The following is a 22,723-nucleotide window of genomic DNA, read 5'->3' on the forward strand; positions in this document are numbered from 1 at the left end:
CGTACAGACGCTGCGCGGGCAATCGCCGCAGACTGAATGCTGAAAGGCCAGTTCGGTAACCCGGCATACCATGGACAATCCTTGGCTTCTCGCACGCAAGTACCTCCGACGCCTGTACGCCCATGCGGGGCGCTGGCGCTCGCCCCGGCACACCTTCACCTATGAAAGCCTGCTGCGCTCGGAGCTGTACAACGCTGACCAGATGGCCGAGCACGGTCTGCGGCTGGCCCATCAGCACCGTTTGAGCCAGCGGCCAGCCAAAGACGCCCTGCTTGACCGCCTGGCCGACAACGAACGCATGCTCTCTGCAAGCTGCACCGCCCTCGCCGCCGCCCTGCCCGGCCCCCGCCCGGCGCTACCCGCCGCGCAGTGGCTGCTCGACAACTTTTACCTGGTCGAAACCCATATCCGCATTGCCAAGCACGACCTGCCGGCCAATTACAGCCTGCAGCTGCCGCAGCTGGACAACGGCGCCTCCACCGGCCTGCCGCGTGTCTACGACATTGCCCTGGAGACCATTTCCCACGGTGACGGGCGGATCGACGCTGAGAGCTTCAGCCGTTTCGTCGAGGCTTATCAGCAGGCCTGCACCCTGACCCTGGGCGAGCTCTGGGCCATCCCGATCATGCTGCGCCTGGCCCTGATAGAAAACCTGCGCCGTGTAGCGGCGCGGGTCATGGCCAACTGGGCTGACCGCGACCTGGCCAATGTCTGGGCCGACCGGCTTGGCGAAACCGCCGAGCGCGACGCCAAGAGCGTGGTGCTGGTGGTCGCCGACATGGCCCGGTCGCAACCGCCGATGACCGCCGCCTTCGTCGCCGAGCTGGCCAGGCGGCTGCAGGGCCACAGCGCTTCACTCACCCAGCCGCTGCTGTGGGTGGAACAGATGCTCAGCGAGTCGGCGCGCAGCATCGAGGGCCATGTCCAGCTCGATGCCCAGCAGCAGGCCATTGACCAGGTGTCCATCAGCAACAGCATTGGCAGCTTGCGCCTGCTGTCGACCATCGACTGGAAGGTGTTCGTCGAGCACCTGAGCCATGTCGAACAGGCGCTGCACCGCGACCCGGCGGCCATTTACCCTGCCATGGACTTCACCAGCCGTGACCATTACCGGCACAGCGTCGAGCGCCTTGCACGCCACAGTAAATTCAGCGAGCCCGCCGTGGCGCGCACGGCCATCGAGCTGGCCCAGACAGCAGGCGCCGCGCCGGGTGAACCGGCTGGGCACGTGGGCTTCTACCTGGCGGGGGATGGCCTGCCGTTGCTGGAGCAGCACCTGGCCGCGCGGGTGCCGCTGGGCGAGCGCTGGCAACGCCTGCTGCACCGGGCGCCGCTGGCGTTCTACCTGGTGCCAGTGGCACTGCTGTCGTGCCTGCCGGCCTGGGGCTTCATACGCGCCATTGGCCTGGAGGGCTGGCCTTTGGCGGTGCTGGCCGCCATGGCCCTGCCGGTTCTGCTGAGCACCAGCCGCCTGGCCATCGGCCTGGTGAACTGGCTGGTGACCTTGACCGTCAAGCCCTCCTTCCTGCCGCGGCTGGACTACACAGGCGGTATTCCCGAGGACGCCCGCACGCTGGTGGTAGTGCCCACGCTGCTGGCTAATACCGGCGATGTCGAAGAACTGGTCGAAGGGCTGGAAGTACGCTTCCTGGCCAACCGTGACGAACACCTGCACTTTGCCCTGCTCAGCGACTTCATGGATGCCCGTGAACAAAACCAGCCCGAAGACCAGGCACTGCTCGACCTGGCCAGCGAAGGTATCCGTGCCCTCAACCACAAGTATCCAAGCACGGGCGGTGCGCGCTTTTTCCTGTTTCACCGGCCACGCATATGGAACCCCGCCGAGCGCTGCTGGATGGGCCGCGAGCGCAAGCGCGGCAAGCTCGCCGAATTGAACGCGGTGTTGCGCGGCCACGGCCACGCGTGCTTCATGCTGATCGTCGGCGACCTGCAAGCGCTTGGCCACGTGCGCTATGTGATCACCCTGGACACCGACACCCAATTGCCTCGCGGTGCCGCTCGGCAATTCATCGGCGCCATGCAGCACCCGCTCAACCGCCCTCGCTTCGACCCACACACAGGTCGCCTCGACGCAGGCTACGCGATTCTGCAACCGCGGGTGGGCATCAGCCTGCCCAGCGTGTCGCGCTCGCGCTATGCGCGCCTGTTTGGCAGTGACGCCGGTGTCGACCCCTACACGCAGGCCGTTTCGGACGTTTACCAGGACCTGTTTCTCAGCGGCTCCTTCATCGGCAAAGGCATCTACGCAGTGGACGCCTTCGAACAGGCACTGGAGGGCCGTTTCGCCGACAACCGGGTACTCAGCCATGACCTGATCGAAGGCTGCTACGCGCATTCGGGCCTGCTCAGCGATGTGCAATTGTTCGAAACCTACCCGGCCCGCTACAGCGCCGACAGCAAACGCCGGCACCGCTGGATACGCGGCGACTGGCAACTGCTGCCGTGGCTGGTGCCCTGGCTGCACACCGGCACCCATGGCTTGGCGCTAAGCCCGCTCAGCGCCTTGTCGCGCTGGAAGATTTTCGACAACCTGCGCCGCAGCCTGGAGCCGGCGGCGCTGCTGACGCTCCTGCTGTGGGGTTGGCTGGCCAGTGCCACGCCGCTCGCCTGGACACTGGCCCTGCTGGCCTTGCTGCTGGCGCGCCCAGTGCTGGACTCGCTGCTCGAACTGCCGGGCAAGGCCGCTGATGTCCCTGTGTCAGAACACTTGCTGGCAGCGTTGCACACCTCGGGCACCTATTTCTTGCGTGCCGGCCTTTCACTGGCCTGGTTACCCTTCGAAGCCTGCTACAGCCTGGATGCCATCCTTCGCACCTTGTGGCGGCTGGCCGTCAGCAAACAACGCCTGCTGCAATGGAACCCCTCACGCGAGGACGAGCGCTGCAGCGCAGATACCCTGGGGGCGGTGTATCGCCAGCAATGGGGGCAACCGGCCTTGGTGTTTGTGCTGACCGGTGCCTTGGCGATGCAGCCGACGGTACTGCTGATTGCCTCGCCGGTGCTTGTCCTGTGGCTGCTCGGCCCGGCGCTGGCCTGGTGGCTCAGCCGCCCGAGTGACCTGACCGCCCTCATGCCCGGCAGCGAAGACCTGGTCTTCCTGCATCGACTCGCCCGCGCCAACTGGGCCTTTTTCGACAGCTACGTCGGCCCTGCCGACAACTGGCTGCCACCCGACAACATCCAGGCGCCGCCCTTCGCCAACATCGCTCACCGCACCTCACCGACCAACATGGGCATGGCCCTGCTCTCGCACTTGGCGGCCCATGACTTCGGCTACCTCAGTGCGGGCCGCCTGTTCGAACGCCTGGCCTGCATGCTCGACAGCATGGCTCGCCTGGAGCGCTTCAAAGGGCACTTCTACAACTGGTACGACACCCAGGCCCTCAAGCCGCTGTTACCGCTGTATGTCTCGAGCGTGGACAGCGGCAACCTCGCCGCCCTGCTGTTGACACTCAAGCCCGGCCTGCTGGAAATGGCCGACACGCCCCTGCTCGACCGGCGACTGAGCCAGGGATTGCTCGACACCTTTGACACGCTGCTGGACGCCTATGCCCGCACAGGCGCGGACATCCAGCCGATCTCGGCCCTGCGCGAGCAGGTGCGGCTCGCCCATGGCCAGGTGGGCGACGTATACGCCACGCTGCTGCCGATGCTGGTCGAACAATTGCAGCCGCTGATCACACAACCGGCTGCCTTGGCCCCCGGCACAGAAGTTGCTGACGATTGTACTTTCTGGCTGAATGCCCTGAATGAGCAATGCCTGGACCTGAGCCGCGAACTGCAGCAGCTGCAATTGCCCCCCGGTAACGATCAGGCGCCCCACGCTCCGCTGACCTGGCGCCAGCTGGCACAGCTTGACGCAGACCAGTGGCCGCCCCCCGAGCGCCTGGCGGTGGCCAACGTCAGGGCAGTTGCCCGCCAGCGCATCGCCCAGGCACACGCCCTGGCCAGCCGCATTGAAGCGTTGGCCAGCATGGACTTCACCTTCCTGTACGACAACCAGCGCGACCTGTTCGCCATCGGCTACAACGCCGACGAACATCGCCTGGACGCCGCGTTCTATGACCTGCTCGCGTCCGAGATGCGCCTGACCAACTTCGTCGTCATCGCTCAAGGCCAGGTGCCCCAGGACAGCTGGTTCGCCCTGGGCCGGCTGCTCACCAGCAACGCCGGCGTGCCTGTGTTGCTGTCCTGGTCCGGCTCGATGTTCGAGTACTTGATGCCGCTGCTGGTGATGCCGAACTATGAAGGCACGCTACTCGACCAGACCTGCCACGCCGCCGTCAAACGGCAGATCGAACACGGCAAGCTGTCGGGCCTACCCTGGGGTGTGTCGGAATCGGCCTATAACGCGCTGGACGCACATTTCAACTACCAGTACCGGGCGTTCGGCGTACCGGGGCTTGGCCTCCAACGTGGCCTGGGTGAAGAGCGCGTGGTGGCGCCCTATGCCAGCGCACTGGCCTTGATGGTGGCGCCCGCTGCCGCCTGCCGCAACCTGCAACGGCTGGCCACCCTTGGCCTGGCTGGGCGCTTCGGGCTCTACGAGGCCGTGGACTACAGCGAGGCACGCCTGCCCCCCGGGCAAGACGCCGTCGTGGTCCGCTCGTTCATGGCCCACCATCAGGGCATGAGTTTCCTGGCCCTGACCGCTTTGCTGCTGAACAAGCCCATGCAACGGCGCTTCGCCTCCGACCCGCAGTTCCAGGCCAGCATGCTGCTGTTGCAGGAGCGCGTGCCGAAAACCGCTGCGCCCTACCTGCATACCCTCCAGGCGCCGGCCGAGGACACCGCCGAGCGCGACCCCGAGGCACGGCTGCGGGTGTTCAAAGAGCCAAACCGGGCGCAACCGGCCGTACAACTGCTGTCCAACGGCCGCTATCACGTCATGGTCAACCACGTGGGCAGTGGCTACAGCCAGCGCAATACGCTGGCGGTGACCCGCTGGCGCGAAGACGCCAGCCGCGACGACCTGGGCAGCTTCTGCTACCTGCGCGATGTCGCCAGCGGCGCCTACTGGTCCACCTCCTACCAGCCGACACGGCACCGAACAAAGCTCCAGGAGGCGATTTTCAGCGACGGCCGCGCGGAGTTTCGCGTGCGCGAACGCGACTTCGACTGCCATACCGAAATTGCCGTATCGCCCGAAGACGACATCGAGCTGCGACGCCTGCACCTGACCAACCATGGCGACCTGCCCCGCACCCTGGAGCTGACCAGCTACGCCGAAGTGGTGTTGGCACCGGCCTTGAGCGATGCCCTGCATCCGGCTTTCAGCAAGCTGTTCATCCAGACCGAACTGATCCGCCCGCTGCAAGCCATTCTCTGCACGCGACGGCCGCGCTCGCAGCAAGACGCCGTGCCATGGATGTGCCATGTGCTCGCGGTGCACGGCGCCGACATCGAGGCGCTGTCCTACGAAACCGATCGGGCGCGCTTCATCGGCCGAGGGCGCACCCTGGCGCGGCCGGCAGCCATGGACCGGGACAACGAGGCGTTGTCCGATAGCGAGGGGGCGGTGCTGGACCCGATCGTGGCCATCCGCTGCCGCATCACCCTGATGCCCGGCCAGGCGACCACGGTCGACCTGGTCACAGGCGTCGCCGACAGCCGCGACGCCTGCCTGCAGCAAGTCGCCAAGTACCGCGACCGGCACTTGGCCGATCGGGTGTTCGACCTCGCCTGGCCGCACAGCCAGGTATTGTTGCACCAGCTCAACGGTTCGCTGGCCGACGCCCGGCTGTTCGAGCAGATGGCCGCCTCGGTGCTGTACCCCAACGCCAGCCTGCGGCCCAACGCAGCGCTGCTGGCCAGCAACCGACGCAACCAGTCTGGCCTGTGGGGCCAAGGGGTGTCGGGCGACCTGCCAATCGTGCTGGTACAGATCGGCGACCCGGCCAACATTCATCTGGTCAAGCAAATGGTGCTGGCCCATGCCTACTGGCGCCAGAAGGGGCTCGCGCTCGACCTGTTGATCTGGAACGAAGACCAGGCCGGTTATCGCCAGCAACTGCAGGACCTGATCATGGGGATCGTCACCTCCGGCAGCGAAGCGGCCCTGCTCGACCGCCCCGGCGGCATTTACGTAAGGCCTGCGCAGCAACTGTCTGCCGAAGACCGGCTGCTGACCTTGTCGGTAGCCCGGCTGGTGCTCAACGACAATCTCGGCACGCTGGAAGAGCAACTGCACCTGCGCCGCCAGCCAAAGGTCCCGCCGGCTGTTCAGGCCAACCCTGCCAGCCGCCGGCCGGCGCCTGCCAGCCACTCACCGGCCGAGCAACCCACAGTGATGCTGGGCAACCGTTATGGCGGGTTCAGCACCGACGGCCGCGAGTACGTCATTGCGCTGCCACCCGGCTCATCGCCACCGGCGCCATGGGTAAACATCCTGGCCAACCCGCACTTCGGCAGCGTGGTCTCCGAGGCCGGCAGCGCTTACACCTGGTACGAGAACGCCCACGAGTACCGGTTGACGCCCTGGCACAACGACCCGGTTACCGACGCCAGTGGCGAAACTTTCTACCTGCGCGACGAGGACACCGGCGAATACTGGTCACCGACGCCGCAGCCCTGCCCAGGCAGTGGCCGTTACTGCACCCGCCACGGCTTTGGCTACAGCGTATTCGAATATACCGAGCAAGACCTGCGCTGCGAGCTGTGGGTGCATGTGGCACTGGATGGCCCGGTCAAGTTCAGCCGGCTCAAACTGCACAACACTTCGGCACGGGTACGTCGGTTGTCGGTGACCTGCTTCGTCGAGTGGGTGCTGGGCGACCTGCCCGGCAAAACCGCCATGCACGTGGTCAGTGAGACCGACGCTTTCAGCGGCGCGCTGTTTGCCCGCAACAGCTACTCAGTGGAGTTTTCCACGCACGTGGCGTTTCTCGATTGCGACCTGCCAATACAGGGCATGACCTGTGATCGCGGCGAATTCCTGGGGCGCAACGGCGATTGCCAGGCGCCTTTGGGTATGCGCCAGTCACGGCTGTCGGGGCGTACCGGCGGTGGTCTGGACCCGTGCGCGGCATTGCAGGTGGCGCTGCAGCTGGAGCCTGGCGAAAGCCGGGAGGTGGTATTCCGCCTGGGCGCCGCCCGGGACGCCCGCGCCGCTACCCGCTGCGTGCAGCAGTACCGGGGGTTGCAGGCCGCCATGGACGAGTTCGACAAGGTCAGCGCCTACTGGCGGCGCACACTGGACACCGTGCAGATCGAGACGCCAGAACCTGCACTGGATGTGCTGGCCAACGGCTGGTTGATGTACCAGGTGATCGCCTGCCGGTTCTGGGCGCGCAGCGGCTTTTACCAGTCTGGCGGTGCCATCGGTTTCCGCGACCAGCTGCAGGACAGCATGGCCATGGTCCATGCCGCGCCGGCGGCGGCGCGTCAACACCTGCTGGCCTGCGCTGCGCACCAGTATGCCGAAGGCGACGTGCAGCACTGGTGGCATCCACCGCTGCAGCGCGGGGTGCGCACCCGCTGCTCCGATGACCTGCTGTGGCTACCGCTGGCCGCCAGCCGCTACGTAGAGGCCACCGGGGACTACGCTGTGCTTGACGAGCCGGTCGGCTATCTGGAAGGCCGCGCGCTAAACGCCGGGGAAGAGTCCTACTACGACCTGCCTGGCCACTCGGCCCTGGTCGAGAGCCTGTACCAGCATTGTCAGCGCGCCCTCGCCCACGCCCTGCAGTGCGGGGCCCACGGCCTGCCGTTGATGGGCAGCGGCGACTGGAACGACGGCATGAACAGGGTGGGCGAACAAGGGCAAGGCGAAAGCGTGTGGCTGGGCTTCTTTGGCCACGAGGTGCTGCGGGCATTCGGCTGCGTCGCCTTGCGCCAGGGCGACAGCGCCTTTGCGTTGCGCTGCACCACCCAGGCCGCCGCACTCGCCGAAAAACTGGAAGCGCACGCCTGGGACGGCGGCTGGTATCGCCGCGCCTGGTTCGACGATGGCCAGGTACTGGGGTCGGCGAGCAACCAGGAATGCCGCATCGATTCGCTGTCGCAGAGCTGGGCAGTGCTGTCGGGTGTCGCTTCGCCCGAACGCGCCCGCCAGGCCATGGCGGCGCTGGACAGCCACCTGGTACGCCGTGATATCGGCATCGTCAAACTGCTCGACCCACCCTTCGACCAGGGCCAGCTGGACCCTGGCTACATCAAGGGTTACCTGCCAGGGGTGCGTGAAAACGGCGGGCAGTACACCCATGCGGCCATCTGGGCGAGCATGGCCTATGCGCAGCTGGGCGACGCCGACAGGGCCTGGGAACTGCTGCGCCTGATCAACCCGGTGCGCCAGGGCTGCGACGCGTTGATCGATACCTACAAGGTCGAACCCTATGTGATGGCCGCCGACGTCTATGCGGTTGCGCCCCACGCCGGGCGGGGTGGCTGGAGCTGGTACACCGGCTCTGCCGGCTGGATGTACCGCTTGATAGTCGAAAGCCTGCTGGGCCTGCAACGCAGTGGCGACACCCTGCGCCTGCAGCCGCTGTTGCCGGCAGGCTGGCCGGGTTATGTCCTGCATTACCGCTTTGGCAGCACCCATTACCGGATCGAGGTACGCAACGGCAACGGCAGCGAACTGAGCCTGAGCCTGGACGGCGAGCGGCTTGCCGACGCCAAGCTTCGGCTGAAGGATGACGGGGGCGAGCACCACGTCATTGCCCAGTGCCGGGCCTGCTCCTTGCCTGCCATCTGAACCGTTGGGCGCGTCATGGCAGCGCTGGCGCAAGCCTTGGCCCCGCTAGGCTAAGCTTGTTCCGACAGCCGCTGCCATCGATGGTCCCACGCATGCAACACACGGTAAAACCCCAGAACAACCACTTGCTGGCTGCCCTGTCGCCAGAGGCTTTCAGCCGGTTGGCACCGGACCTGGAGCACGTCAACCTGCCCCTGGGCAAGGCGCTGTACGAGTCCGGCGACACCCTGAGCCACGTCCACTTCCCGGTCGATGCCATCGTTTCGCTGCTGTATGTGATGGAGAACGGCGCCTCGGCCGAAATATCGGTGGTCGGTAACGAAGGGCTGGTCGGCATCGCCGTGTTCATGGGCGGCGAAAGCACCCCCAGCCGGGCCATCGTGCAAAGCGCCGGGCATGCCTACCGTCTGCCCGTGCAAAAGATCAAGGACGAGTTCAACCGCCATGGCGAGTTGATGACTTTGATGCTGCGCTACACCCAGGCACTGATCACCCAGATGGCACAAACAGCGGTGTGCAACCGACATCACTCCATCGACCAGCAATTGTGCCGCTGGTTGCTGTTGTCACTCGACCGCCTGCCGGGCGACCGCCTGTGTATGACCCAGGAACTGATCGCCAACATGCTCGGCGTGCGCCGCGAGGGTGTGACCGACGCCGCCGGCAAATTGCAGCGCCTGGGGGTGATCGAGTACAACCGCGGGCAGATCAGGGTGCTGGACCGGGCACGGCTGGAAATGCTGAGTTGCGAATGCTACGCGGTGGTGAAGAAAGAAACCGAGCGACTGCTGCCCTACCTGCCGGGGCCCCAAGGTTGAACCCTGGCCAGATCAGCCAAATCTGCAGCGCGGGCATTGGCCCGCCCCCCCCCCCGCAGAGACTGAACGCCATGCGCCGGAATCAGACAGTCACTAGCGGCCCGCTTTTCCCTTTGCATTCAAATGGCCGCTTTCGACCCAAAGCTGCCCTCGTGGTAAACGAATTCCACTGCCAGCCCCTTACGGTAGCCCCAGGAGATATAAACACCATGGACTTTGTAGCAATCGTGCTTCTTGGCATGTGGCTTTACGCCATCGGGTCACTTATCACATTGCCGTGCAAGATCTTCGGCATGAAGAAGCACTCCCAGGACGTTTGGGCCTTTCTGACGCGGGGGCAACTACTCCAGTAATAGGCTACGCATCGCTCCAAGGCTTTCTAATCCTCTCTCAGCAGGTAGTAAATTGCGCGGATCGTGCGCTAGCGTCCCCCAATTCCTAGGAAGGGCTATCCCAACACAGGTCAGGTCAGCCTGTGCTGACTTGATCGGAAAACCCATAACGTGCCCAGGAACTTTTTTTTGATATAAGTGTCATACTCTTCCTTCGAGAATCATTCCAACCATTACCAAGGAGCGGTAAATATGGCTTTCGATGCCTACATCCAAATCGACGGTATCCCTGGCGAAGCGCTGGATGAGCAGTACACCAACTGGATCGAGATCAATAGCTACAATTTCGCCGTCAATCAAAGCACATCTGCCACCGCGAGCTCTTCTGGCGGTGCGACATCCGGTCGTACGACCCTGACCAATTTCACCTTCACTAAGTTTCTCGACAGCGCGAGTTGCAAGCTGCTGGAAGCAAGCTGTGCGGGCCAACATCTGAAAGAAGTGAAGCTCGTGCTTTGCCGGGCAGGCACAGACAAGCTCAAGTACTACGAAATTGTCTTGGAAGAAGTGATCATTGCCGACTACTCGCAGAACGCCGGCTCGGGCGTTCCTATCGAGGTCGTTCAGTTGAACTACGGACGCATCAAGACCACCTACACCCGGCAGAAACGAACTGATGGTAGCGCTGGAGGGAATGTGACGGGGGGCTGGGACCGGATCAACAATAAGAAGTATGCGTGAGGTAAGACGATGAGTGAGGCACGCAGCTTCATCAACTCCAGAACCCAGTCCTACCAGTCTTTGAAGGCCAGCACACCGGTATCGGGGCATGCTCAGGGCAAATTCGATGTTCTGAATGCGCACATTGCCAACAGTGTGGTTATGGGCGGGGAGCTGGTGATCGTCGGCGACCCCGATACACCCTCTTGCACCAGCCACGAAGCTTTCCTCATGGCCAAGGCTGCTCAGGTGCACGCTGGCTTGCTTACAAGTGGGGTGGACGCGGATGATTTTTTCCTGGAGCACTTCGACTTGCTGCAAAGCGTTCTTGCCAACGCTTCAATGGGAGTTGGTGCAGTCGGTGAAGGCTGGAGCAGGCATCTGCAAAATATCAAGGACACACTTGAGGAGATCGAGAAATTACATCGCGAGTACCTCGGCTCTGGCACCTTGAGTGCCCGCGACGCGTTTTATGCCAAGCGCACCGCTTTGTTCATGAAGCTCGAAAAGCAGCTGGGAAACTTCGCCGCGTACGGTTCAGGGTTACGTAACCAAGGAAAGGTCAAGCAGGCATTGGGCATCTCGACCCGCAGCTACCTCCACTCAGGCGAGATCGCCGGTTATGCCGACAAGGTATCTGGTGTTGCCAAAGCGTCGAATTTGGTCAAGAAAGGCACGTATATCGGTACTGCGCTGGATGTGGCTGCCACAGGCTTGTCGATTCATAAAGCCTGCACAATGGGCCGGGAGGACCAGTGCCGCCGCGCCAAATATGTTGAAAGCTCGGCGTTGATAGGTGGCCTGGGAGGTGGCAGCCTCGGTGGGTATGCGGGAGGTATGGCAGGAGCTGGTGCTTGTGTAGTCGTTCTGGGGGTTACTACAGGCGGCCCTGGAGCGCTGGTTTGTGCTGTGGTAGGCGGTGCAGTTGGCGGTAAAATCTTCGGAGACATCGGGAGCTGGGGAGGTGAGATGGTGGGTGATTTTTTATATCGTGAGGTATCGGAGTGAATGCAGTTGACCCTGGATTGATTGCGCTGTTGATCCTTGCGCCCATAGTTCTGTCTATGATCGTGCTGTGTTACATCGCACATAAATACACTGAGCACTTTGAGTCGTTACTCCCGAACTGTACGTACGTGGCCGGCAATAAAAAAATATTCCAGCATGCAGGCTTACTGGGCAAAGTCATGCGCACGGGGTCGATCTCTTTGGTGCTGGCGATACCGTCAATCTTTTTGCGCAGAGGCTTGATTGACTTAAATGAAGTTAAACGTTTTCCGCCCAACATGAGACGATTATTGGTGAGTATGTTAGCCATCCAAATGGTACTGCTCATTGCTCTAACCATTTTCCATTATGTATATCGTTGAAGCTTAGGGATTCTCCAATCAAGTCAGCACAGGCCGTCTGACCTGTGCTGAAATAGCCCTCCGTCCACTGCCCTCTACAAGCCCTCCGTCTCATGAGTCAGATGAGCTTTTCCGATTTCGAGTAACGCCGGTAAGCGCAAGCAAACCCTTCGCGAGCGTTTCATGGCCGAGATGGAGCAGATGCTGCCGTGGAGCTGATTGGTGGCATTGATTGAGGCGCACTACCCAAAGGCCGGCGGTGGTCGCAAACCATTTTAACTGGTTGCGCCATCCGGCGTCGGTAAATCCATGCGGCCAGGTGGTAGCGGCTACCTCCCAACGCGAATACGCAAGCGAACAGACCGGCCAGCAGGCTCGCGCCCCACAGCGCGCCTCGGTCATCGATGAGTGCGGTCGTAGCGGGCGCTTCAGGGCGGTACAACACGTTAACCCGGTCGCCTATGGCGTAGCCGAACATCAACCCAGTTTCGGGTGAGCTGATCACTCTGCCAGTGGCGTCCTTAAAGTCGATTTGTGGATGACTGCCGCCCGCGTTCACAGCGCTGACATTGCCTCGGGCGCGTTGGGCGTGAACTACAAAGCCCAAGCGGTCCAAGCGGTCTTCAACTAACCAAAATGTAAGGCAGACCAGAAACAAGCCCACCGGAATGAAAACCGAGGCACGGAGGATGTCCCCCGGGAACAGGATGGCGTCTTGCCCATGGCTGGTTCCTTGGTTCGTCCCCTAAACGCATTTCATTGCAGTGAATTTGAAGAGTGCTGTCAAGCCAGAGCCAGCAGTAATGGCGATCGGAGGCCTCGGTTTGCAGTACTCCTTTCCGTGAGTGTCTGCAATGGGTCGAAAGCGGTCGATCGCGAAGCGGCCCCTCCATCCCGAATAGGTGTCCGCTTCAAACCTTGAGGAAGCTAATCGATTATTGGTGACGTGAACTCAGATCCAAACGTCATTCACAGCCGTTCGCTCCCCGCCTTCATGACCGGTATTCAACACGCCTCGCGGCTCGATCATCATGAGTTTCGTCTCCGTCTCTGCTGCTGTTCTGTGCTCTACACCACGCGGCACCACATACAGCTCGCCCGGCTTCACATGCACGCAGCCCTCTGGGAGATCGATGCGCAAGAGGCCTTCGAGTACCAGAAACGCTTCATCGGTCTCGGGGTGCGAGTGCCAAATGAATTCACCTTCGATGCGAACCACCTTGAATTGGTAGTCGTTCATTTCCGCGACCACCCGTGGACTCCACTGCTGCTCGATAAGCGAAGCTTTTTGAGTCAGGTTCACAGGTTGCGGTACGCATTGCTGATGTATGCCGGACATGGCAGATCCTCTCTAGTTGGAGCGACCAGCCTATCGAATGGGACACACGCCTTTCTTGTACGATCCTGCAACTCAGCGAGAAGCACGCAAGCGTTCCAGCCAACGCAGGGGTGGCACGCCGTAGGTGCGAGTGAAGTGCCGGGTCATGTGGCTTTGATCGTGAAACCCTGCGGCGAGGGCGGCATCGACCAGGGTGAAGCCATCCAGGATCAGCCTGCGAAAACAATCCAGGCGCCGTAGCGTGACAAACCGGTAAGGGCTGGTGCCGTACAGGGCGCGAAAGTCCCGCGACAAGCTCCATTGCTCACGCCCGCTGGCCTGTTCGAGCATCTCTAGCGTGATGCCTGCGTGCAGATGCTCCATGATGAACGCTCTGGCTCGCTCGGCGCTGCGGTAATCCAGACGTTTGCGGCCACGTGGCTTACCGCCCACGGCATCCGGGTGCAGCACCAGTGTGTTGCCTGGCACGCCGTGGCACAGCGCCCCCTTGTAGTGAAAGCTCTGAACACCGGCAAGGGTACGGCCTATCGAGTACGTGTCGTGACGATGCGGGTCGTAGCCATGGCCACCAAACCAGGCTTCGATACGCTCCACGCTGCCAGGCGTAGTGCTGCGTATGACCCAATCAGCAGTGGATGACGGGTTTGCTTTTCGATCCATGAGTATGCTTGCCGCTATCGAGCCATGTTGGATGGGGTGCTTGACCCTTGGTGCTTCAGGATTTCCACCTGCGGCGGCATTTATCAATCTTGCGCCTCAGGCGCACGCAAGGCCTTGCTGTAGTAACCAGACGGGTCGAAACAGCAAACGTGCTTCTTGCCGGAGGCAAGCATATCGCATGCGTTGGCTATTCGTTTTGCCCGCGTGTGGGCCTGCTTGGCTGACGTGATCCAGTGTATCCAGTCTACTCGTGCGAGGGTCGTCGTATTGGTCCAGACCAGACGCGCCTCAGGCGTGGCTGCCAGTGCCTCCTGAAAATCGGGGGGGATGTCAGGTTCGGGCTCTTTCTTGACCGGGGTCAACTCCAGTTCAACGATGTCCCCAATGGCCGCATTTGCAGCTTCTAGTAACGCAGCGCTGATCTGCAGCCAATGGCTCAGTTGACCATCCGGTTCAAGGGTTGCCTGGAAAGGGTATCCATTCATTGTGCCTTCAACTGTGGTCCTTCCTCGCCTGGGAAGCCGTGCACTTGCCTCTTTTGGCAGGACCACGAAGGCCCATGACGAATCATTCCCAGGGTTTGCCGGACGAAGAAGCGTTGCTTCGAAGCGGGATTTCACAACGGTCTTTGTCATTGCAACGCCTCCAGTCACGATGCCAGGTTCAATTGCAGTAAAGACACTTTAACCCGGCAAGGCCGCCAGCACCGCACCCACCATGCTGTTGAACGCAGCGGGCGAGTCGACGACGCGCGCAGGGGCTTTTACCTCGCCGTCGGCACGGGTGGCGCGCCGGGCCTGATCGGCCGTTGCTGACAGCTTCACGATCACCACTTCGCGGCGGGGGTTGATATAGATTTTCTGACCGAAGCGCCCACTGGCCTCGACCGAACCGTCACCGTCGTTCTTCTGGTACCAGTAATTGCGGTAGCCGTAACCCGGGCGGCCGGGGCCGAGGTTGCCTTGGGCGAACACCGCCGGGTCCGCAGGCTGGAATGTGCTGTGCACCGCCTGGGTGAAGCTGTCGCCCCTGGCATCGCGGGCCAGTTCGCGGCGCACCAGCTCGGCGAAGCGGGCGGTGTCACGCAGGTTGCAGCTGATGCCGCCACTGGCCATTTCGGTGCCCAGCGGGTCGACCTGCACGTAGGCATCGTCCTCGGCGAAGCGTGACCACAAGCGCTGCTCGACCAGTTGCGCCCAGTTGAGCCCGGTAATGCGCCGCAACGCCCATGCCAGCGCTTCCGGTGAGCCGTTCTGGTAGAAGAACGGCGCCTCGCTACCCGGGTGAGGCGCCTGCTGCACCTGCTGGAGGAAGCTGTAGATATCCCCTGGCATGCCCTCGCGCCGCGGTATCAGGCCGGTGGCGGCAAACAGGCCGAGGTCCGGCGGCATCTGTGGTGGGTACTCCACCGCCACCTGCATGTCCAGGTTGGCCTGCACCGTCGCCTCGCCGAACGGCGTGCCGCGAAGTTCCGGCACGTAATGCGCCAGTGTGCGCTGCGGGTCCAGCGCACCCTCGGCGATCAACTGGGCGGCGATCAGGCCGGTGACCGACTTGGTCATTGACGCCCAGATATGCGCCTGGCCGGGTTGGAACCCTTCCAGATAATGCTCATACACCACCTTGCCCTGATGCAGCACGATCAAGCCGTCGGTGCTGGTTTGCTGAAGGTAACCGGCCAGGGTCAACGGCTGGTCGCCGGCGCTGAAGGCCAGTTGGTCGAGCGCCGCCGCGCTGCCTTCGGCCAAAGCCAGCGGTGTGGCCGCGCGGCCGATGCCACGGGTGGGCGACACCTCGCGGGCGTGGCGCATGGACCAGCGCAAGTACGGTGGCTGAAAGGCGTTGGCCTGGTTGACGCGCAATTCCGGTGCTGGTGGGAACCCCTGCATCACGCCCTGCCCGGTCGGTGCCCCGACCGCCAGCCCTGGTGCCAGCGCACCGGCCAGTATCAGGGCGATGCCGGGCAGGTTGGCGGATGATGGCTGCATGCTGCGCTTGGACATTGTCTTGCTCCTTGGTTGTACTAGAAATTGGCACCCACACTGAACGCGACATAATCGCGGTCGCCGCGGGTGCCGTAATCGCCGTCGAGGTAATCGGTGTAGGCCAGGCTTGCCCAGTACTGAGTGGCCAAGCTGACGTCCACGCCCAGGCTGATGGAGCGCGAGCCTTCGTTGAAGGCCGAGCCGTCAGCGGGTGAGTAGCCTTTGACGTCATGGGCCCAGGCCAGGCTGGGGCGAATGTCCAGGCCCTGGACAAGGTTCGGGTAGCTCCAGGTCGCGCGCAGCCGGTACCCCCACGAGAAAGGCGTGACAAAACCCTCGCCGTTGCAGTCGCCCGGGCTTTTCGAAATCGCCAGGCACAGGCTGTTGTCGGCCAGTTCGCCGTTGCCATAGGCACCGGAGCGGCCATACCGGGCCCCGAAACGCCCCTCCAGCCCACCGACATAGGTGGCGCCCACCTCGCCCATCAGCAGCAGCTGGTTGGCGCCCATGACCTGGCTGAACGCCTGCACGGCCGACACCTGGGCCTGGGTAACCTGCTTGCGCCGGTAACCGTCGAACGGCGTGCTGTCGGTTGCCGGGCGCAGGCCATCGGCGTTCAGCGGGCTGCGGCCGGGGGCATTGAGCAACGACTGCAACACATCGTTGCCGTTGAGTTGTACCGGCATGTTCGGCCGATAGCTCATCTCCCCTTGCACGGCGGTACCGTTGCGCAGGGTGGTGGCGAAGGTGAGGCCGTACAGGCGGATGTCCTCCGGGTATTGCGCCTGGTATCGGGAAGTGCCCATGCGCAATGCACCGGCCAGGGTCTGCCCGTTGCTGGAAGCCAGGAAGGCGCCGCAGTTGGCCAGCGCCACACCGACATTGCCGCACAGCTCCCTGGCAAAACCCGTATTGGCGTAGTAGCGGCTGCTGACCGTGCCCAGGTAGGGGGAGCGGCTGTGGTAGTTGGCGGCGAACAGGCCGAACTCGGTATCCAGCCGTTCGACGTACCAGTGCAGCGAAAAACCCCATTGGCCGCCATTGCGCGGATCCTGGTCGGCGCCCCGGGGCACCCGCACGCCCTCCTCCGTCAGCGTCACACCGAACGGGGCCAGGGCCTGCGAAACGGCCGGGTTGGTGACCATCTGCCCGCCGACATCCAGGCCCCGGCAGCCCTCGGGCATGAAGTCGTTGCCGGAAAAGAACGTTGCGCAGTTGTCCAGCCGGGCCTGTTCCCAGTCCAGCTGGTAAAAGGCGTCGAAAGACAGCGCCTGGTTGAGGTTTTGCGTGACATACACCAGGTTGACCGGCGCCAGGGCGTCTTTCACCTCGGAGCCTGGCCGACGCAGCGCCGCCTGGTTGAAAGGGTTGATCACGTTCAGCCCGCCCTGGATGAACAGGCTTTCCCCCCAATTGACCACCTGTTTGCCCAGGCGCAGCGAACCGGGCTCGCCGTCGATGTCGTAGAGGGCATAGGCGAAGGCATCGAGCAGCTCCGCGCCTGCGGTTTTCGCCGATACCTGGCGATCGTGGTCGTCGATATCGACTGCGCGCTGGCTGTGGTCACGCTGCGCGGTGTCGTACCAGTAGCTGCCGCGCAGGAACACACCGAGGTTGTCGCGCCGCAGCTCCAGGTCGTGGGTGCCTTTGAAGATCGCCGAGAACACATCGCCCGCCCGGTAGTTGCGTCGCCCGTCGTTGCCATTGGCCGCCTGCAACTGCTGTTTGTCGGGGTTGGCGGTGCTGACTGCGCTGCCGAACGACAGGGCCGAGTCGAAACGCCCCTGTAACGGGCCAACGTCGAATTGCACGCCCGCCACCGGGGTGGCGAGCAGGCAGCACAGTGCCGCCAGCGGCGCGCGGCGCCGGCAGAAAAGTAGGGTTGCGCTCACTCTTAACCTCTTGTTGTTTTATTAGAGAGGGAAATGATGGGTTCAGCGCGGACGCGCCGGCCGCCCAGGCCGGCGGTGTCGGTGACCAGAAGTATCAGGCAGGTTGAACGCCCCTCACAAATAGCGTCTTCGGATCAATGCCATGCCGGTTCGTTATGGCTGGATGGGTCGGGCGACGCGATCAGGCTGCCGAGAGCGCTGCGCAGCCTGGCGGGGATGGCGACCGGGCGGTTGTCGCGACGGTCGACGAAAACGTGGGTGAAACGGCCGGCCGCGCAGGCTTCAGGTTCGCCCTCGACGAACACGGCCAGCGTGTAGTGCACCGAACTGTTGCCCAGATGCTCCACGGCGATGCCCACTTCGATGCGTTGCGGGAAGGCAACGGCGGCAAAATAGTCGCAGGCGGACCCGGCCACGTAGGCCACCACCGGGTCGTGGTGGATATCCAGGCCGGCATGTTCGATCAGCCAGGTATTCACGGCACTGTCGAAAAACCCGTAATAGACGACGTTGTTCACATGCCCATACACGTCGTTGTCATGCCAGCGCGTGGTGATCGGCTGGAAGTGGCGGTAGGCGCCGCGCAGCGGGCGCTCCCTGGCCATGGTCAGAACGCCGCCTGGTAGAGGGCCAGGGCATCGGCAAGGGTGACCTTGCGCGGGTTGTTGACCAGCAGCCGTTGCTGTTGCAGGGCATCCTCGGCCAGCAGCGGCAGGCTGTGCCGCGGTACACCGACATCACGCAGCCGGCTGGGCAGGCCGCAGCGTGGCGCCAGCTGCGCAAGCTCATCGATGAACTGGCTGCACAGGTCATGGGGGTCGCCAGGCACCAGGCGCTCGCCCAGCAGTGCCGGCGCCAACGCCGCATAGTCGGCGAACGCCTCGCGCCGGTTGAAGCGCATCACGTGGGGCAGCACCAGCGCATTGGCCAGCCCGTGCGGCACGTGGTAGCGCGCCCCCAGCGGGTAAGCCAGCGCATGCACCGCCGCCACCGGCGCGTTGGCAAATGCCTGCCCGGCCAGGCAGGCGCCCAGCAGCATGGCCTGGCGCGCCGCCAGGTTGCCACCGTTGTGTACCGCCTGGTCGAGGTTGCCGGCCAGCAGCCCCAACGCTTCGCGGGCCAACAGGCTGGACACCGGGTTGCGCTTGAACCGGCTGGTGGTGGCCTCGATGGCATGGACCATGGCATCGATACCGGTGGCGGCAGTGATCGCCGGTGGCAGGCCCAAGGTGCGCTCGGCGTCGAGCAGCGCCAGGTCGGGCAGCAACAGCGGCGAAATGACCGCCATCTTGGCCGCCTCGCCGGTGGTGATCACGGCGACCGGGGTGACCTCGGAGCCGGTCCCGGCGGTAGTCGGCACCTGGATCAGTGGCAGGCGCTGGCCCTTGGCCTGGTCGATGCCATAGACCGCCTCCAGGGTCTGGTCACAGGCGGGGTGTGCCAGCAGCGCCACCAGCTTGGCGACATCCATGGAGCTGCCGCCACCGAAACCTACGATCAGCTCGGCGCCGATATGCCGCGCCCGGCCCACCGCGGCCAGCACGCAGGCATGGCTGGGGTCGGCGCTGACCTCACCGAAGATCGCCACGCTCAGGTGAGCCTGGGTGAACCCTGGCAGTAAATCATCGAGCATGCCCAGGTTGACAATGCCCGGGTCGGTCACGATCAGCACACGGCGCACGCCGCGTTGCTGGCACAGCTGCGCCAGGCGCCCGGCGGCACCGGGTTCGCACAGCAGATGAGGGGTGGTGGCAAAACTGAAAGGCTGCATGCTCATGTTCCTCTTGTTGTTGTGGGTGAACAGCTGGGCAGAGTCAAAAGGCGAAGTGCGCTTCATCCAGGCTCATCAGGCACTGTGCGCCGCCGCGCAACGCCTCGCAGTGGGCATTTGCGCGCGGCAATACCCGCCGCCAGTAGAAGCCTGCGGCGTGCAGCTTGGCTTGGTAGAAGGCACTGTCTGCGCTGCCTGCGGCCAGTGCCGCGCTGGCCGTTACGCCAGCGCGCAGCCACAGCGCGGCCAGCAGCACGTAGCCCGAGTAGGCAAGGAAGTCGACCGACACTGCGCCGATTTCCTGCGGGTCACAGCGGCAGGCATCGACCACCTCGGCGCTCAGGTTGCGCCATTCCTGCAGGCGCTGGACGACCACCTGGGCCATCCCGGCCAGCTCGTCGGCAGCGCAGCCGCGAGCCGCTTCGAGCAACTCATCGATGAGCAGGCGCAACTGCTCGCCACCATCGCCAAGCACCTTGCGGCGGATCAGGTCCAACGCCTGGATGCCGTTGGTGCCTTCGTACAACTGGGTGATACGGCTGTCGCGCATCAGCTGCTCCATGCCCCATTCGCGGATATAGCCATGCCCCCCGTACAGCTGCACCCCCAGGCTGGCGACCTCCTGGCCGACATCGGTGAGGAAGGCTTTGACAATGGGGATCAGCAACGCCGCCCGGCGCCCGGCGGCCGCTTGCACGTCTGGCTGCGGGGCACCGTGCTCCTGATCCAGTGCTTGCGCTGCAAAGGCCGCCAGCATGCGGCAGCCCTCGCTGAGGGTTTTCTGGGTCAGCAGCATGCGCCGCACGTCCGGGTGGCAGATGATCGGGTCGGCATTGCGCTCGGGTGCCATCGGCCCAGCCAGGCTGCGCGACTGCAAGCGCTCGCGGGCATAGGCCAGGCCACCCTGGAAGGCCGCCTCGGCGATGCCCAGCCCCTGCAGGCCAACCTGAAACCGCGCATCGTTCATCATGGTGAACATGCAGGCCAGGCCCTGGTTAGCCTCCCCCACCAGCCAGCCGCGGGCGCCCTCGAAGTTCATCACGCAGGTCGCTGCACCCTTGATGCCCATCTTGTGCTCGAGCGCACCGCATTCGACGGCGTTGCGCGCGCCTAGCCCACCGCTACCGGTGCATTCGAACTTGGGCACCAGGAACAGGCTGATGCCACGCACACCGGCCGGCGCATCCGGCAGGCGCGCCAGCACCAGGTGGACGATGTTGTCGGTCAGGTCCTGGTCGCCGCCGCTGATGAAGATCTTGCTGCCGCTGATGCGGTAGCTGCCATCGCCTTGCGGCTCGGCGCGGGTGCGCAGCAGCGCGAGGTCGGTGCCGGCCTGTGGCTCGGTCAGGCACATGGTGCCGGCCCATTCGCCGCTGACCAGCTTGCCGAGGTAATCGCGCTTGAGCGCTGCGCTGCCATGCCGATGCAAGGCCAGCACGGCGCCCTCGGTCAGGCCGGAATAGATCCGAAACGACAGGGACGCGCCCATCAGCATTTCGTGAAAGCACGCCGCGACCATTTGCGGCAGCCCCTGGCCATCGTGCTCCACGGGGCCGGTCATGCCACCCCAGCCCTGCTGCACATATTGCCGGTAGGCCCGGCGAAAGCCATCGGGGGTGCACACAGCGCCTTGCTCCAGGCGGCAGCCCTGCTCATCGCCCTGGCGGTTAAGCGGCGCAACTACCTCGCCGGCAAACCGCGCGCCTTGTTCGAGGATGCCATCAATGGTTTCGCGGTCCAGCTCGTTGCCCAGGCGGGCACAGTGCGCCGTCACATCGAACAGTTCGTGCAGGACGAAGTGCATGTCACGCAGGGGGGCTCGGTAGCTCATGCGCGGCCCTCGCGCACATCGGCCAGCTGCTTGCCCCCAGCCACCAGGCGCATCAGCAGCCCGGCCGGGCGCCAATGTTCGCCGAACAGGCCTTGCAGGCGTTCCAGCCGCGCCAACAGCAGGCTCAACCCCTGCTGGTCGGCCCAGCGCATCGGCCCACCGACCTCTGCCGGGAAGCCATAGCCATGCAGGTACACCCGGTCGATGTCGGCGCTGCAGCTGGCCACCGACGCCTCGAGAATCTTCGCCCCTTCGTTGACCAGCGCCAGCAGGCAGCGCTCACGGATTTCCTCGTCGTCGATCACCCGCCGGCGCACGCCCAGGTCCTGGGCGACCTTGAGCACCAGTGCATCGACCTCGGGGTCGTGCATGGCCTCGCGGCTGCCGGGGGCGTAACGGTAGTAGCCGTGGCCGGCTTTTTGCCCGAAACGCCCCAGCGCGCACAGGGCATTGTCGACCTGCAGCAGAGGCGCATCCATGGCTTTGCCGGCCAGCTGGCGCGCCCGCCATTCCAGGTCGACGCCCACCACGTCATACATGCGGAACGGGCCCATGGCCATGCCGAATGCCTGCAGCGCCTCGTCCACCTGCCGCGGCGTGGCGCCTTCAAGCAGCAGCTTGCGCGCCTCGGCCGCGTAAGTGGCGAGCATTCGGTTGCCGATGAAGCCCGGGCAGTTGCCGGCCACCACCACTTCCTTGCCCATGCGCTGCCCCAGGGCCTGGGCCGCATCGAGCACTGCGGGCGAGGTGCGCTCCCCGCGCACCACTTCCAATAACTTCATCACATGGGCCGGGCTGAAAAAATGCAGCCCCAGTACCTGTTCGGGCCGACGGGTCACGGCAGCGATGGCATCGATGTCCAGTGCCGAAGTGTTGCTGGCCAGGATGGCTTCGGCTTTGAGCGTGCTGTCCAGGGTGCGGAAGATGTCCTGCTTGAGCGCCAGGTTCTCGTACACCGCTTCAATCACCAGGTCGGCTTCGGCGAGGTCGGCATAGGCCGTAACCTGGCGCACCCGCGCCAGGCAGGCGTCGGCCCCGGCCTGGTCAATACGCCCCTTGGCCACCTGCTGTGCCCAGGTCTGCGCAAGCACCGCCAGACCGGCTTCGGTAGCACGCGGGTCGTTATCCAGCCACAGCACCGGTAGGCCTGCACGGGCCAGGCTGATGACTATGCCGCGGCCCATGGTGCCGGCACCAATCACCGCCGCCTGCTGAATGTTATAGGGAGTACTCACGGGTGACGCTCCTGATGACTGTTATGAAGGCATTGCCCTCACCCTAGTCAGGCGCCTACTATTTTTGAAATTCTC

General features: G+C 63.9%; 14 protein-coding genes and 2 pseudogenes. 6 read left to right on the forward strand and 10 right to left on the reverse strand.

Annotated features, from left to right (window positions below):
• The first annotated feature begins 70 nt into the window (after positions 1-70).
• From SB765_RS15885 to SB765_RS15910, 6 genes and pseudogenes are all read left to right on the forward strand, one after another.
• Entirely contained in the window at positions 71-8,716 is an 8,646-nt protein-coding gene (locus SB765_RS15885) for a GH36-type glycosyl hydrolase domain-containing protein (protein ID WP_410931556.1), read from the forward strand.
• Between the two features lie 92 nt (positions 8,717-8,808).
• Positions 8,809-9,534, forward strand: coding sequence for a Crp/Fnr family transcriptional regulator (locus SB765_RS15890; RefSeq protein ID WP_341795926.1), 726 nt, complete (start codon positions 8,809-8,811; stop codon positions 9,532-9,534).
• Positions 9,535-10,118: 584 nt separating this feature from the next.
• Positions 10,119-10,607 carry an Hcp family type VI secretion system effector gene (locus SB765_RS15895; protein ID WP_198756100.1) on the forward strand — a complete coding sequence of 163 codons (489 nt, stop codon included), beginning with the start codon at positions 10,119-10,121 and terminating at the stop codon, positions 10,605-10,607.
• A 9-nt stretch (positions 10,608-10,616) separates the two neighbouring features.
• Positions 10,617-11,594, forward strand: a complete 978-nt coding sequence (locus tag SB765_RS15900) for a hypothetical protein (RefSeq protein ID WP_198756101.1) — start codon at positions 10,617-10,619, stop codon at positions 11,592-11,594.
• The gene (locus SB765_RS15905; RefSeq protein WP_198756102.1) at positions 11,591-11,956 is read left to right on the forward strand and encodes a hypothetical protein; all 366 of its coding nucleotides are present in this window, start codon (positions 11,591-11,593) and stop codon (positions 11,954-11,956) included. Before SB765_RS15900 ends, SB765_RS15905 begins: the two co-directional genes overlap by 4 nt.
• Before the next feature lie 92 nt (positions 11,957-12,048).
• Positions 12,049-12,151: pseudogene (locus SB765_RS15910) on the forward strand (IS5/IS1182 family transposase); the annotation flags it as partial.
• 67 nt (positions 12,152-12,218) lie between these two features.
• Here the strand turns inward: SB765_RS15910 and SB765_RS15915 are convergent.
• From SB765_RS15915 to SB765_RS15960, 10 genes and pseudogenes are all read right to left on the reverse strand, one after another.
• Positions 12,219-12,658, reverse strand: a pseudogene (locus SB765_RS15915) (DUF3592 domain-containing protein); the annotation flags it as partial.
• Between the two features lie 229 nt (positions 12,659-12,887).
• Positions 12,888-13,274 (reverse strand): cupin domain-containing protein, encoded by a 387-nt coding sequence (locus SB765_RS15920; RefSeq protein ID WP_016486135.1) that lies wholly within the window; start codon positions 13,272-13,274, stop codon positions 12,888-12,890.
• A gap of 72 nt (positions 13,275-13,346) precedes the next feature.
• Entirely contained in the window at positions 13,347-13,934 is a 588-nt protein-coding gene (locus SB765_RS15925; protein WP_410931557.1) for an AraC family transcriptional regulator, read from the reverse strand.
• An 83-nt stretch (positions 13,935-14,017) separates the two neighbouring features.
• Positions 14,018-14,569 carry a YdeI/OmpD-associated family protein gene (locus tag SB765_RS15930; RefSeq protein ID WP_410931558.1) on the reverse strand — a complete coding sequence of 184 codons (552 nt, stop codon included), beginning with the start codon at positions 14,567-14,569 and terminating at the stop codon, positions 14,018-14,020.
• 48 nt (positions 14,570-14,617) lie between these two features.
• Complete coding sequence (locus SB765_RS15935; RefSeq protein WP_410931559.1) at positions 14,618-15,937, reverse strand: serine hydrolase domain-containing protein; 1,320 nt, start codon at positions 15,935-15,937, stop codon at positions 14,618-14,620.
• Between the two features lie 20 nt (positions 15,938-15,957).
• The gene (locus tag SB765_RS15940) at positions 15,958-17,811 is read right to left on the reverse strand and encodes a DUF1302 domain-containing protein (RefSeq protein WP_410931560.1); all 1,854 of its coding nucleotides are present in this window, start codon (positions 17,809-17,811) and stop codon (positions 15,958-15,960) included.
• 134 nt (positions 17,812-17,945) lie between these two features.
• A complete protein-coding gene (locus SB765_RS15945) occupies positions 17,946-18,416 on the reverse strand; it encodes an acyl-CoA thioesterase (RefSeq protein WP_410931561.1) in 471 nt (156 codons plus the stop codon).
• A gap of 2 nt (positions 18,417-18,418) precedes the next feature.
• Complete coding sequence (locus SB765_RS15950; protein WP_341795950.1) at positions 18,419-19,582, reverse strand: iron-containing alcohol dehydrogenase; 1,164 nt, start codon at positions 19,580-19,582, stop codon at positions 18,419-18,421.
• A gap of 43 nt (positions 19,583-19,625) precedes the next feature.
• Complete coding sequence (locus SB765_RS15955) at positions 19,626-21,413, reverse strand: acyl-CoA dehydrogenase C-terminal domain-containing protein (protein ID WP_410931562.1); 1,788 nt, start codon at positions 21,411-21,413, stop codon at positions 19,626-19,628.
• Complete coding sequence (locus tag SB765_RS15960) at positions 21,410-22,648, reverse strand: 3-hydroxyacyl-CoA dehydrogenase (RefSeq protein WP_341795952.1); 1,239 nt, start codon at positions 22,646-22,648, stop codon at positions 21,410-21,412. The genes SB765_RS15955 and SB765_RS15960 overlap by 4 nt, the downstream gene beginning before the upstream one ends.
• Between the last annotated feature and the right edge of the window lie 75 nt (positions 22,649-22,723).

Source organism: Pseudomonas sp. SIMBA_067 (assembly GCF_046534675.1).
GTDB lineage: Bacteria > Pseudomonadota > Gammaproteobacteria > Pseudomonadales > Pseudomonadaceae > Aquipseudomonas > Aquipseudomonas putida.